Raw genomic sequence first — 13,663 nt, forward strand, 5'->3', positions numbered from 1 at the left:
GGGCAGTCGAGGCAGACCATGTGCTTGGCCGGCGTGGTGGGACGGGGCAGAGCGGTGCGGGTGGCGGGCATGGGTCCTCCGGCGGGGCTGGCGGTGGGGTGAAACCCCACCCTACGGGCGGCGCGGGTGTGTAGGGTGGGGTTCAACCCCACCCTGATCGTCTCAAGCCATGTAGAGCTTCACATACTCAAAGTCACCGGGCTTGTTGTCGATCCCGACTTTCGGGGCCGAGATCCAGCTGGCGTATTGCCCCGGCTCGGTGACCGGCTTCATCAGCGACTGGATGAAGTCACCATCCGCGCGGGTCGGCAGCCACTCGTTGCGGCGCGCGTCGTATTCCGCGCCGGTCAGCAGCGATCCATCGGGGGCAAAGGGCTTGCCCGCGAAGACGCCGATCTGGCGGTGGAAGGCTTCATGCGGCAGCTTCAGCTCGAACTGGACGCCGTTCTTCTCGATGATCTTGTTCCAGCGCCCGATGCCGCCCGCCGCGTCGCGGGTGTAATCGTCGCGCAGGCGCATGTTGATCGCGGTCAGCGCGGGCACTTCCTTGCGCACCAGCTGACCGTCTTCAAAGTTCCACACCGGGTAGGTGTCGTTGTGCAGCTTGTGGTCGTCGGTCAGGCGGTGCTCCATGTAGCGCCCCTTGATGCCCGAGTTGAACGCGTTGGCCGCGTTGGTCGAGACTTCCTGACCGAACAGATCCAGCGACAGCGTGTAATGCAGGTTCAGCTTTTTCTGGATCGTCGGCAGGTCGATGACCCCCAGCGCGCGGATTTTCTCGATCTCGTAGGGATCGTCGATGCCGTGCTCTTTCATCACCTGACAGGTGCGCTCGATCGTGCGGCCCACGCCGGTTTCGCCCACGAACATGTGGTGCGCTTCCTCGGTCAGCATGAACCGGCAGGTGCGGCTGAGCGGGTCAAAGCCCGATTGCGCCAGACTTTCCAGCTGCATCTTGCCGTCGCGGTCGGTGAAATAGGTGAACATGAAGAACGACAGCCAGTCGGGCGTCTCTTCGTTGAAGGCCCCCAGCATGCGTGGCGCTTCTTCCGAGCCCGAGGAGCGGATCAAGAGATCGTCGGCTTCTTCGCGGCCATCCTTGCCGAAGTATTTCTGCAGCAGATACACCATCGCCCAGAGGTGACGGCCCTCTTCCACGTTCACTTGGAACAGGTTGCGCAGGTCATAGAGCGACGGCGCGGTCAGACCGAGGAAACGCTGCTGCTCGACCGAGCCCGGCTCGGTATCGCCCTGAATGACGATCATCCGCTTGAGCATGTTGCGGTACTCGCCCGGCACTTCCTGCCAGGCGGGCTGGCCGGCGTGCTCGCCACAGGGGATCAGGCGACCCTCGACCTCGGGCGCCAGCAGGATGCCCCAGCGGTATTCGGGCATCTTCACATAGTCGAATTTGGCCCAGCCCTTGGGGTCGACCGACACGGCCGTGCGCAGGTAGACATCCGATTTCTGGAACTGCTGCGGGATCAGGTCATTCCACCAGTTGATGTAACCGGGGTGCCATTTCTCCAGCGCCTTGAGGACGCGCTTGTCGTTGGACAGGCCGACGTTGTTGGGGATCTGCGTGTCATAGCTGACATTGATGAGGTCGATCATGGGGTTCCTCCAGGGGTGCTGGGCACGGGGAAGGTGGGTTGAAAACCCACCCTACAGAGTGACGGGACCGGCAGCGCCGAGGCCCGTAGGGTGGGGTTTCACCCCACCGAGGCGTGCTACACGCGCTGCATGTTGTAATCGCCGCGCACGCCCGAGCCATAGCGCTGCAAAGCGCCATCGGGGCCGGTCGCGTTCGGCCGGATGAAGATCCAGTTCTGCCACGCGGTCAGGCGGCCAAAGATCCGGGTTTCCATGGTTTCCGGCCCGGCAAACCGCAAGTTGGCTTCCATGCCGGTCATCGCGTCGGGGCTGAACGAGGCGCGCTCTTCCATGAAGATGCGGATCTCGTCTTCCCAGTCTATGTCGTCATAGGCCTCGGTCACCAGCCCCAGCTCCATCGCATCGTCGCTTTCCAGCGCCTCGCCGATCTTTGCCTGCAACGTGTCCACCGTTTCCGGCTCACCCAGAAAGCGGGTTTGCAGGCGGGTCAGGTCATTGCCCATCGGGAAAGGGCCGAAATTGGCATCCGACAGCGTGACCTTTGCCACCGGGCGGTTGTCGCCGTCGAACTCGCCTTCCATCATATAGGCACGGTCCGAGGCCCAGAGCAGTTCCGCCAGGAACCCAGCAAAGCACGAGCCATTCTCGACCAGCGCCACCAGCGAGCGCGATGTCATGTCGACGCGTTTCAGAACGCGCTTCCAATAGGTCAGGATTTCGTTGACCAGCCAGTCGCTTTTGTTGGCCAGCAGGAAGGCCTCATGCGCCAGCACGGCTTCAGAGTCGCCCTGCGTGCGGAACACCACCAGCCCCAGCTCCATCTCGTTGAGACGCAGTTGCAGGATCGCATCGTCGAATTCGCGCGCCAGACGCAGCATCCAGCCCTGATCGCCCTGCGCATGCAGCGCCTCCAGCGAGGCGGGCACGTCCTGATCCGGGCCATTCAGCGTGATGGTGGCCTTGCGACCCTCGGCGTCCACCGCAACCTCGACCAGCGAATAATGGATCGAGCCATCCTCGGCGAAAGTCCGGTTCAGCGGGGTCAGCGCGATGCCCTTGCCCGTCGCCTTGTCCGAGGCCGCCGCGAATTCGCGTGCCCGCTCGGCCACCGTCTCATCGAATTTGGAATTGGCGATGACCTCATCGACCAGACGCCAGTCTTTCGCCCGCTTGCCCTTCACGCCCTCTTCCAGCGTGCAGAACACATCGGCCAGATCACGGCGCACCTTGCGCTTGTCTGTCACGCGGGTCAGCCCGCCGGTGCCCGGCAGCACGGCGAGCAGCGGCACTTCGGGCAGCGACACGGCCGAGGCGCTGTCGTCGGTCAGCATGATATGGTTGCACGCCAGCGCCAGCTCATAGCCGCCGCCCGCGCAGGCCCCCTTGACCGCTGCAATATATTTCTGGCCGCTGTCCGCTTCGGCAGCCTCGAAGGTATTGCGCGTCTCGTTGGTGAATTTGCAGAAATTCACCTTGTGCGCGTGGCTGGCGCCGCCCAGCATGCGGATGTTGGCCCCGGCGCAGAACACCTTGTCCTTGGCCGAGCGCATCACCACGACCTTGACCTCGGGATGCTCGAACCGCATGCGCTGCACCACATCGGCCAGCTCGATATCGACGCCCAGATCGTAGCTGTTCAGCTTGAGCTGGTAGCCGTCGAACAGACCGGCGTTTTCGTCCACGTCCATGAACAGGTTCGCAACCGCGCCGTCATACTCCACGCGCCAATGGCGATAGCGCGACGGGTCCGTCTGGAAGTCGATTCGCTGGGTCACTGGGGGTCCTCCCTGGGGTCCGTCATGCTGCCTGAGTGTTGAGATGCACAATAGTGCCTGTATGGTGCTGCGTAAATACCTATTAGGCTAGCGCACACCGCAATCTGCGGCATATTGCGGGCTCCAAATGCATTTTAATGCACTATACTGCGCATTCCGTCTGAACCTGCTCCCGCAGAGCTGACACCTGCCCCACGCTCACCCCCATCAGCGATTCGCGGCCGCTGCTGTAAGCTTCCCGCAATGCCGCCTCGGCCAGCGCCAGAATGCGCCGCGCCGCGCCCTCGCGGCCCATCCGGCGCTTCAATCCTGCGTTTGCCAGCTGGATCAACCCGCGCAGCAGATGCCGCTCGGCGCTGGCCGGGGGCAGGGCGGCCCAGACGGGTTCCCAGAACTCGTGCGCCTCCCAGTAGTACCGCCGCGCGAAGGCGTCGAACCCGGCCAGAAACGCCGGGGATTGCGCAAGCTCATCGGCCGCCAAACCGTCCAGCCCCGCAATCAAGCCTGCGAAAAACGCCTCATCCGGGCGCGCGTTGCGGCCCGGATGATGGGGTTCTGGCGGTAAAGGGGTCACGCGCGTTCGGGCTGCGCCGCCTCATGCGCGAGCAGGCGCTGGGTGAAGGCACGCACGGCACCGAGCACCGCTTCGGGCTGATCGAACTGCGGCGAGTGGCGGCAATCGTCGGGCACCAGCACGTCCACCGGGGCGTAGGAGCGGCTGACGACCTCGTCCACCTGCCTGAGCGTGCCGTACTGGTCGTCCTTGCCTTGAATCACCAGGGCCGGGACGCGCAGGAAGTCGATCACCTCGCTGACATCCCAAGCCGCGAAATCCGGGTTCAGCCAGCCGTCGTTCCAACCCTTGAAGGTCGCCGCCGGATCGCGGTGATATTTGCCCATCTTCTCGGCCATATCCCCTTGCGCGAAAGCCTCGCGCGCCAGCCGGATCTGCGCCAGACCCATCTCTTCGGTGAAGAAATGCGGTGCCATCAGCACCAGCCCGCGCACGCGGAAATCGACCACGCGCCCGGCATACTCTGCCGCGATCGTCGCACCATCGGAATGGCCCATCAGGATGACATGCTCAGCCCCGATCGCATCCAGTACCTCAGGCAGCACATCGACCGCGTGGCGGGTCATGTAATCGACCGGGAAGGGCAGCTCGGCTGCATCCGAATGGCCGTAATTCGCCCGCGAATAGGCGAAGACAGGCAACCCGGTGGCCTGCGACAACCGCTCGGGGAAATCGCGCCACAGCGCCAGACATCCCAGTCCTTCGTGCAGCAGCACGATCACCGGACCTGCGTCAAACGCCCCCCAGGCGGCCCACTCCAACCGTTTGCCGCCTGCGGTTACCCAGCCCTTGCCCTCTGCCCAGTTGATCATTCTGCCGCCTCGACATCACGCAATTTGAAACGCTGGATCTTGCCGGTCGCCGTTTTCGGCAATTCATCCACAACCGTCACCCAGCGCGGGTATTTCCACATGCCGATCTTGCCCTTCACATGCTCTTTCAGCGCCTCGCCATCGACCGAGGCCCCCTCTTTCAGCACGATGAACGCCGCCGGTTTCAGCAGATCCTGCTCATCGGCCCGCGCCACAACGGCGGCTTCCAGGATGCCGGGGAACTCGACCAGGGCCTGTTCCACCTCGAACGGCGAGACCCAGATGCCCGAGACCTTGAACATATCGTCCGTGCGCCCGCAGTAGACATAGCGCCCGTCCTTGGTGCGCTCGTATTTGTCGCCGGTGCGGGTCCAGTGGCCCTGAAACGTGCTCAGGCTCTTGTCGCGGCGGTTCCAGTAACCCTCGGCGCTGGACGGGCCACGCACCAGCAACTCGCCGACCTCATCGGCGGCCACGTCTTCGTCATGCTCATCGACCAGCCGCACCTCATAGCCCGGCACCGCCACGCCCGAGGTGCCATAGACGATGTCGCCGGGGCGGTTGGACAGGAAGATGTGCAGCATCTCGGTCGAACCGACGCCATCGACGATTTCGGCCCCCCACAGCTTTTCCCAGCGCTGGCCGATGTCGCGCGGCAGCGCCTCGCCAGCCGACGTGCACAGGCGGATGCAATGATCGGGCTTGGTGCCCTGCTTTTCCTGCGCGGCAACCAGCGCGGCGTAGAGGGTCGGCACGCCGCAGAAGATCGTCGGCTTTTCCTTGGCCATGATCGCGAAAACCCCGTCAGGCGTGGGCCGCCCGCCGAACAACACCGCCGTCGCGCCGACGGACATGGGAAAGGACATGCCGTTTCCCAGACCATAGGCGAAGAAAAGCTTGGCGACGGAAAACACCGTGTCATCCTCGCGGATGCCCACCACCTGCGCGCCAAAGGTGTCGGCGGTCGCTTTCAGGCTGGAATGGATATGCCGCACGCCCTTTGGCATGCCGGTCGAGCCCGAGGAGTAGAGCCAGAACGCCAGCTCATCGCCGCCCGCCTCAACGGTTTCCACCGGCTCGGCCCCATCCATGAAGGTGTCGAAGCTGACGCATTCCGTCCCGTCGCAAACCCGCTCGCCGCCGATCACCACCACGGCGCGCAGAAAGCGGTTGCCATCGATGGCGGGTTTGACCGCGTCCCACATCTGTTCGGACACCACCAGAATCGACGCGCGGCTGTCGTTCAGGATGGCCTCATAGACCGAGGCGCTGAGCAGCGTGTTCAGCGGCACCGGGATCGCGCCGGCCTTGAGCGCGCCCCAGAACACCACCGGAAATTCCAGCTGGTCGCGCACGATCATCGCGATGCGTTCCTCGCGCCGGACGCCGTGGCGATAAAGCGCGCCCGCGAAACTGGCGCTTTGCGCGGCAAGGTCGCCATAGGTCAGGCTGCGCTGCGCACCGTCTGCTTCGCGAAACGCGGTCTTGGCTGCCCGGCCCTCGTCCAGGTGGCGGTCCACGAAATAGACGGCTGCGTTCTCGTTCATCGGTGCTCTCCTCCCGCGCGGGCGCGGCCCTCCTCAAGGCCGGGCGCGGAATCACGCCGCCGCTATGCTTTATAGTGCAACAATGAGGGCGCAACGCAAGAAGATTGTTTGGCGGGTGCAGTTTTTTGCACATGCCCCCGCGCAAGGCGTTCCGGTGCAGATGCAGCATTGCCCCGCCAGCCGTTTGCAGGTCAGATAGACGGCGATTTCAGCGAACAGGCCCCCTATGTCCCGAGTTCTCCACTACGCCGCGCACCCCGGTCTGAGCACCTCGCGGATCAACAAGGCGATGGTGCAACAGGCGCGTGCCGTGTCGGGGATCACCACACTGGATCTGTACGAAGAATACCCGCGCTACGACATCGACATCGAAGACGAGCAACAGCGCCTGCTGGAGCATGACGTCATCGTGCTGCAGTTCCCGCTGTTCTGGTATTCCTGCCCGGCGCTGGTCAAGGAATGGCTGGATCTGAGCTGGGAACACGGCTTTGCCTATGGCCATAACGGCGACAAACTGGCGGGCAAGCGGCTGATGCTGGCGATCACGACTGGCAGTCCGCAGGACGCCTATCGACCGCAGGGCTATCAGCACCACGAAATCCGTCAGTTCCTGCTGCCGTTCGAGCAGACCGCCCATCTTTGCCAGATGCGTTTTGTCACGCCCTATGTTCTGCACGGCGCGCTGCATGCCGACCCGCTGGCACATGCGCAGGGCTTTGCGCGCTTGCTGGAAGCCTTGCGCGACGACCGGCTGGATCTGGACCGCGCGCAAGAACTGACCATCCTGACCCATGACACCCTGCCGATCGTAGAGGTCTGAGCCATGTCCGATTTCCTGCTGCTCGCCTTTCTCTTTCTGGTCGCCGGGGTTGCCGCCGTTCCCATCGCCTCGCGGCTCGGGCTGGGGTCGGTGCTGGGTTACCTGATCGCCGGGATCATCCTCAGCCCGATGCTGGCGGTGCTGAATGTCGATGTCGTCTCGATCCAGCATTTCGCCGAATTCGGCGTGGTGATGATGCTGTTTCTGGTCGGGCTGGAGCTGGAGCCAAAGATGCTCTGGGCCATGCGCAACCGGCTGCTGGGGCTGGGCGGGTTGCAGGTCGGCGGCACAACCGCGCTGATCGCCGGGGTGGTCTGGTGGTTCGGTGCCGACTGGCGCATCGCGCTGGCCTGCGGGCTTATTCTGGCGATGTCGTCCACCGCCATCGTGCTGCAGACGCTCAATGAAAAGGGGCTGATGAAAGGCGACGGCGGGCAGGCCAGTTTCTCGGTGCTGCTGTTTCAGGACATCGCCGTCATCCCCATTCTGGCGCTGGTGCCGCTGCTGGCGATGCCCGGCGCGCATCATGGCGGGGGCGATGAAGGGCACGGCGCAAGCCTGTCGCTGGTTGCCGGCCTGAGCGGCTGGCAGACCACGCTGGTCACCGCCGGGGCCATCGCGCTGGTGATCGCGGGCGGGATGTTCCTGACCCGCCCGGTGTTCCGCTACATCGCGCAGGCCCGCCTGCGCGAGATCTTCGTCGCCACCGCGCTGATGTTCGTCGTCGGCATCGCCTTGCTGATGACGCTGGTCGGCCTGTCCCCGGCGCTGGGCACTTTCCTTGCCGGTGTCGTGCTGGCCAACAGCGAATACCGGCACGAGCTGGAATCCGACATCGACCCTTTCCGTGGTCTCTTGCTGGGCCTGTTCTTCATGACCGTCGGCGCGGCCATCGACTTTGGCCTGCTGTTTGGCGATTTCGCAGTGATCATCGGCATGACCGTCGGCGTCATGCTGGCCAAGGCCCTTGTGCTGCTGATCGCCGCCCGCGTCTTTGGTCTGCGCGGGTCCGAGAAATTCCTCTTTGGTCTGGGGCTGGCGCAGGCCGGAGAGTTCGGCTTTGTGCTGACCTCCTTTGCCGTCGCCAACGCAGTCCTGCCCGATGATCTGGCCCCGCGCATCATGCTGGTGATCACCCTGTCGATGATGCTGACGCCCGCGCTGTTCATCCTCTATGACCGCGTGATCCGCCCGCGCTATGACCGCGAAGAACCGCGCGATGCCGATGAGATCACCGAACCCGGCATCGCCATTGTTGCCGGTCACGGGCGCTTTGGCGGTGTGGTGAACCGCATGCTGCTGGCCGCCGGGTACGAGACGACGGTGCTGGACTACTCCGCCGCGCATCTCGATATGCTGCGCTCGTTCGGTGTGCGCGGGTTCTACGGAGACGCGACGCGCCCCGATCTGCTGCACGCGGCGGGGATCGACGAGGCAAAGCTGCTGATCATCGCCATCGACGACAAGGATCAGGCGACCGAGCTGGCGCATTACGTCCACCACAACCACCCGCATATCCACATCATCGCCCGCGCCCGCGACCGCCGCCATGTGTACCAGCTCTTTGCCGCCGGGTGCCGCGACATCATCCGCGAGACCTTCGACAGCTCGGTCCGTGCCGGGCGCTCGGCCTACGAGGCGCTGGGTATGCACCCGTTCGAGGCCGAGCGCCTCGCGCGGGCTTTCGTCAAAGAGGATCGTCACGCGCTCTATGAACTGGCGCAGCTATGGGATCCTGCGGTGCCCGATCACATCAACGAGCCGTACCGCCTGAAAGCGCGCGAGCTGATGACCGACGCGGATCTGCGGGCCCGGGGCGGGGCGTTCCGCGAACGCTCGGCGCGGGGATGGGTGCCGCCAACAGAGCAGGATCAGGCGGAGTCGAGCGCGCGCGACGAAGCACCTGAAGGGCCGTGATGGAACAATTTGCACTACTCTGCGTTGCATTGGTGAACCCCTTGCTCGCGAGGACACGCCATGAATGCCTTTACGAAGATCAATAACGACCCGCGTCAGGCCCTGATCACCGGTGTCGATAACATCCGCGCCGGTATGCTGGGGGTCGAAGGCTCTGAGCATCCGATGCATCCGATGACGCATTATGCCGACTGGACGAACGACCGCCTTTGGTTTCTGACCTCGCGCAGCACCACGCTGGTGCGTGAGCTGATCCCCCGGGCGCGGGCGAATTTTTGTGTCATGGACCAAAAGGCCGGGTTTGATGCCTGCCTGATCGGCATGCTGTCGCAGGATCTGAACCGCGAGTATCTGGACGCGCTCTGGTCGCCCTTGGCTGCTGCCTGGTTCAAAGGTGGTAAATCGGACCCCGACCTGACCATGCTGCGGTTCGATCTGACCGAAGCGGCCCTGTGGTGCAGCAGCACGGGCGTGCTGAATTATGGCTTCGAGATCCTCAAAGCCAATCTCAGCGCGGACAGCACACCGGATCTCGGCGTGCACCACGTCTTGCAGTTCTGAGCGGTCAGTCCGTCGGAATGGTCTCTTTGGGACCGACGGGCGCTGCGGTGCTTGACAGCTCGGCAGCGTCTGCCGGATGCGTGCTGTCCTCAAGCGCCGCGTTCAGCTCGGCCCCCAAAAGCAGCACATAGGCCGACAGCCAGAGCCATGTCAGCAACACGATGACCCCGGCGAGCGCGCCGAAGCTTTCCTGATAGCTGGCGAAATTCTCGGCGTAGATCGAAAATCCTGCCGAGGCGATCACCCACATCAGACAGGCGACGACAGCACCGGGCCAGATCCACTGCCATTGATGGTGGCGGCGGCTGGGGCCAAAGCGATAGATCATCGCGATGCCGCCGGTGCTGAGTGCGAACAGGGCAACCCAGCGCGCAAAACCGATCGACGCCTGCGTTGCCACGTCCAGCGGCAGCCATTTCAACAACACCGGGATCACCGCAATCGCGCCCAGCCCCAGAATGACCCCGCCGACGACAAACATCGACAGGATCACGATGGTGAACCAGCGGAGCAGAAAGCTGCGCGCCTCGACCCGGTTGAAGGCCACGTTCAGCCCCTGAATCAGGTGCCGCATGCCGCGCGCCGTCGAATAGAGCGCGACCAGAATGCCGATGCCCGCCGCCAGACCCAGACTGCTACTGTCCGACCCGGTCACACCGCTGGCCTGATCCATGATGAGTTGCGCCGCTGAGGGCGGCATGGACGCCGTCGCCTCGGCCAGCGGTCCCGTGATCTCGGCCGAGTCAAAGAAGATCCCCAGAATCGCCATGATCGAGGCCAGCGCCGGGAAGATCGCCAGCAGCGCGTAAAACGCGATCCCGGCGGCCAGCAGGCCGATCTGATCCTCGCCGATGCCGACATAAAGCCGCATCGCAAAACCGCGCAGAGACGAGCGGCGGGCCGGTATCGGAGAGTCGGTCATACGCGCTGCCTTCGGTCTTTTCGCCCTGTCGGGCGGGTCAGGGGACAGGCCAGCAGCCGCGCCCCGGTCAACAGCGCCAGACCCGGCCCCACCAGAGACGCCAAGGGCTCGACACCGCAATCGAGACCGCCGGTATACGTGCCAAAGGCCGGAAGGACCAGATGCTCGGCCCCGATCAGGAACGCTGGCCGCGCTTGCCCGGCCAGTCGTGCCTTGGGGTGGTAGTGGCCCGAGATGTCGGGGCCAGCGCCCGCGATGTGGCGCAGGGTCACGCCCTGCTCGGTGATTTCGTCGGCTACGGTGCCGAAACCAGGCAGGGCGGCGGCATCATGGTTGCCGGTGATCCACAGCCAGTCGCGCCCTTGGGCCATCGCCGCCAGCCGCGCGGTTTCCTCAGCCCGCAGCGCCTCAGGGGCCAGCGCATCCTCGAACGCGTCGCCCAGACTGATCACCCGCGCCGGGTTCAGCGCGTGCAGCTCGGCCTCAAGCCGCGCCAGCGTGTCCGTCGTCTCGTGCGGGGGCAGCAAGGCACCGCCGCGCGCCGCCATCCGCGCCGACTTGCCCAGATGCAGATCGGCCACGATCAGCGTGTCACACTGCGGCCAGTACAGCGCGCCTGAGGCCCGCGCCTGCACCCTGACCCCGGCAAAGACCACATCGCGGATCATGACAGCCCCGCCTCGCGCATCAGCCGTTCCGCTTCGCGCGCCATTTCCCGCTCGCGCCCCTCACCCTCGACCGAGACGCGGCCGATCTCCATCAGCACCGGCGCCGCCAGCGGGGTCACATGCGGCGGCCTTGCGTGGTCGATGATGGGGTTGGTGCGCAGCATATCCTCGATCCGGTCGAAATCCACCAGACCCCGCCGTGCCTCGTCCGCCGTGATGCGCAGCAAGAGGTGCCCGGGGTCGTGTCGCCTGAGCGTGTCATGGATGATGTCCGAGGAAAAGGTCGCCTGCCGCCCGCTGCGCCGCTGACCGGGCAGATTGCGCGGCAACAGCCCTGCCACGGTCGCTACGCTGCGAAATGTCCGTTTTATCAGCGAATTGCCCGCCAGCCAGCCGTCCAGCCCGGCTTTGAGCACCTCTGGCTGCAACAGGGCGGCGGCATCCTTCACCGGATCGGTGGACCAGATCAGCAGCGCGTAATCGGTGGGGGTAAAGCCCAGAGGGCCCAGCCCCAGCGCCTCCATCTGCCGGGTCAACAGCAGGCCCAGCGTCTGATGCGCGTTGCGCCCGGCAAAGCCATAGAGGCAGAAAAACCACCGATCGCCGCGTGGAAATGTCTCGCAGGCCAGCACCCCGTCACGCGGCAGCACCGACAGACGGCGCTGCATCTCCAGCCAGTCGGCGATGTCGGCAGGCAGCTGATCCCAGCGCGCAGGATCGCCGATCAGCGCCTGCACCCGGTGCGACAATTGCAACGAACTTGCCATCTTCACGCCGCTGAACACCGCGATGCGCGGGTTGCGGGTGGGTGTGTGCTGGACCTCGACGATCATGTCGCGCAACCGCTCGAACCGCACCACCTTGCCGCCGATCAGAAATGTATCGCCCGCCTCAAGCGTCGCCGCGAAGCTTTCCTCGACCTGCCCCAGCGGCGCACCCCCGCGCGAGCGCGCCAGCCGTACCTGCAAGGTCTCGGAGGCGGTGATCGTCCCGATGTTCATGCGGATCAGCCGCGCCGCCCGGGGATCGCGCAACTGCCACAGCCCGCCGCGCAGCATCAGCCGTTGCCAGCGGTCATAGGCTTTCAGCGCATAGCCCCCCGTGGCGCACAGATCGAGACAGGCGTCGAAATCGTCCCGCGTCAGCGCCGCATAGGGCCCGGCGCTGCGAACCTCGTCAAACAGCGCCTCCGCCTCGAACGGCCCGGCGCAGGCGGTCAGCAGGATCTGCTGACACAGCACATCCAGCGGCCCTGGTCCGCGCGGGCTGCCATCCAGAACGCCCTCATCCACCGCCTGCAACGCCGCCACACTCTCGATCACCTCGAACCGATTGGCCGGCACCAGCCGCGCGCGGGATGGCTGATCGTAGCGGTGGTTCGACCGCCCGATCCGCTGCATCAGCCGCGTCACCAGCCGGGGCGCGCCGACCTGCAGCACCAGATCCACATCGCCCCAGTCGATCCCCAGATCCAGCGAGCCGGTGCACACCACCGCCCGCAACGCCCCCGCCGCCATCGCCTGTTCCACCCGTTGCCGCGCCTCGCGCGACAGCGAGCCATGGTGCAGTCCGATGGGCAGATTGGCGTCGTTCACCTCCCACAGCGCCTGAAAGAACAGCTCGGCCTGCGCGCGGGTGTTGACGAAAACCAGCGTCAGCCGCGCCTGCGCAATCGCCGCCATCACGTCGGGCACCGCGTAATGCGCGCCGCCGCCGGACCAGGGCGCGGGCGCGCGGGTCGCCAGCATGGCAATGTCGGGCGCGGGGCCGGGATCGGCGCGCAGGATCACCGCGCCGCCCATGAACGCGGCCAGCCCCTCAGGATCGGCCACCGTCGCCGACAAGCCGGTCACCGCCAGCCCCGGCGCAAGCGTCTTGAGCCGGGCGATGCCCAGCATCACCTGATCGCCGCGCTTACCTTCGGCCAGCGCGTGAATTTCGTCGACGATCACCCGCTTGAGACCCGCAAAGATCTTCGGCGCTTCAGGGTAAGACAGCATCAGCGCCAGACTTTCCGGCGTGGTCAGCAGGATATTCGGCGGATCAACCCGCTGCCGCGCGCGTTTCGCGCCCGAGGTATCCCCCGTCCGGTCCTCGATCCGGATCGGCAGCCCCAGCTCAGCAACCGGCGCAGCCAGATTGCGCGCGATGTCGGCGGTCAGCGCCTTGAGCGGCGACAGGTAGATCGTGTGCAAACCCTTGCCGCCCCCGGCCAGATCGACCAGCGACGGCAAGAACCCCGCCAGCGTCTTGCCCCCGCCTGTCGGCGCGATCAGCAGCGTGTTTCCGGTCGCCGCCAGCAGCGCCAGCTGATGCGGGTGGGGAGACCAGCCTCGGGCGGCGAACCACTCGGCAAAGCGCGGGGGCAGGGTGCTCATGCGGCGAACAACCTTGTGCGCGCGGCTTTGAGCGCCCATTGTAACCCCAAACCCCCACAGCCTGCGGAACAACCC

11 protein-coding genes are annotated in these 13,663 nt (G+C 65.2%); 3 read left to right on the top strand and 8 right to left on the bottom strand.

Features of this window, described 5'->3' with window-relative positions:
* Window positions 1-162: 162 nt before the first annotated feature.
* From boxB to EAE28_RS16120, 5 genes are all read right to left on the bottom strand, one after another.
* Entirely contained in the window at window positions 163-1,614 is a 1,452-nt protein-coding gene (boxB, locus tag EAE28_RS16100; protein ID WP_127108094.1) for a benzoyl-CoA 2,3-epoxidase subunit BoxB, read from the bottom strand.
* Window positions 1,615-1,730: 116 nt separating this feature from the next.
* The gene (gene boxC / locus EAE28_RS16105) at window positions 1,731-3,389 is read right to left on the bottom strand and encodes a 2,3-epoxybenzoyl-CoA dihydrolase (protein ID WP_127108096.1); all 1,659 of its coding nucleotides are present in this window, start codon (window positions 3,387-3,389) and stop codon (window positions 1,731-1,733) included.
* A gap of 142 nt (window positions 3,390-3,531) precedes the next feature.
* Window positions 3,532-3,963 carry a DUF309 domain-containing protein gene (locus EAE28_RS16110; protein ID WP_127108098.1) on the bottom strand — a complete coding sequence of 144 codons (432 nt, stop codon included), beginning with the start codon at window positions 3,961-3,963 and terminating at the stop codon, window positions 3,532-3,534.
* Window positions 3,960-4,775, bottom strand: a complete 816-nt coding sequence (locus EAE28_RS16115; protein WP_127108100.1) for an alpha/beta fold hydrolase — start codon at window positions 4,773-4,775, stop codon at window positions 3,960-3,962. Before EAE28_RS16115 ends, EAE28_RS16110 begins: the two co-directional genes overlap by 4 nt.
* On the bottom strand, window positions 4,772-6,322 hold the full coding sequence (locus tag EAE28_RS16120) for a benzoate-CoA ligase family protein (protein ID WP_127108102.1): 1,551 nt from the start codon (window positions 6,320-6,322) through the stop codon (window positions 4,772-4,774). The genes EAE28_RS16115 and EAE28_RS16120 overlap by 4 nt, the downstream gene beginning before the upstream one ends.
* A 226-nt stretch (window positions 6,323-6,548) precedes the next feature.
* Between EAE28_RS16120 and EAE28_RS16125 the strand changes: the two genes are divergently transcribed.
* From EAE28_RS16125 to EAE28_RS16135, 3 genes are read left to right on the top strand one after another with little or no spacing between them, the layout of a single operon-like run.
* The gene (locus EAE28_RS16125; protein ID WP_127108104.1) at window positions 6,549-7,142 is read left to right on the top strand and encodes an NAD(P)H-dependent oxidoreductase; all 594 of its coding nucleotides are present in this window, start codon (window positions 6,549-6,551) and stop codon (window positions 7,140-7,142) included.
* 3 nt (window positions 7,143-7,145) lie between these two features.
* Window positions 7,146-9,059 (top strand): cation:proton antiporter domain-containing protein, encoded by a 1,914-nt coding sequence (locus tag EAE28_RS16130; protein WP_127108106.1) that lies wholly within the window; start codon window positions 7,146-7,148, stop codon window positions 9,057-9,059.
* Between the two features lie 60 nt (window positions 9,060-9,119).
* Entirely contained in the window at window positions 9,120-9,620 is a 501-nt protein-coding gene (locus EAE28_RS16135; protein ID WP_127108108.1) for a pyridoxamine 5'-phosphate oxidase family protein, read from the top strand.
* 4 nt (window positions 9,621-9,624) lie between these two features.
* Here EAE28_RS16135 and EAE28_RS16140 read toward each other — a convergent pair whose 3' ends face one another.
* From EAE28_RS16140 to EAE28_RS16150, 3 genes are read right to left on the bottom strand one after another with little or no spacing between them, the layout of a single operon-like run.
* A complete protein-coding gene (locus EAE28_RS16140; RefSeq protein ID WP_127108110.1) occupies window positions 9,625-10,542 on the bottom strand; it encodes a YihY/virulence factor BrkB family protein in 918 nt (305 codons plus the stop codon).
* Window positions 10,539-11,210 (bottom strand): ligase-associated DNA damage response endonuclease PdeM, encoded by a 672-nt coding sequence (gene pdeM / locus EAE28_RS16145; protein WP_127108112.1) that lies wholly within the window; start codon window positions 11,208-11,210, stop codon window positions 10,539-10,541. Before pdeM ends, EAE28_RS16140 begins: the two co-directional genes overlap by 4 nt.
* Window positions 11,207-13,588 carry a ligase-associated DNA damage response DEXH box helicase gene (locus EAE28_RS16150; RefSeq protein ID WP_127108114.1) on the bottom strand — a complete coding sequence of 794 codons (2,382 nt, stop codon included), beginning with the start codon at window positions 13,586-13,588 and terminating at the stop codon, window positions 11,207-11,209. Before EAE28_RS16150 ends, pdeM begins: the two co-directional genes overlap by 4 nt.
* Window positions 13,589-13,663 lie beyond the last annotated feature (75 nt).

The organism is Pararhodobacter zhoushanensis, from assembly GCF_003990445.1.
Classification (GTDB): domain Bacteria; phylum Pseudomonadota; class Alphaproteobacteria; order Rhodobacterales; family Rhodobacteraceae; genus Pararhodobacter; species Pararhodobacter zhoushanensis.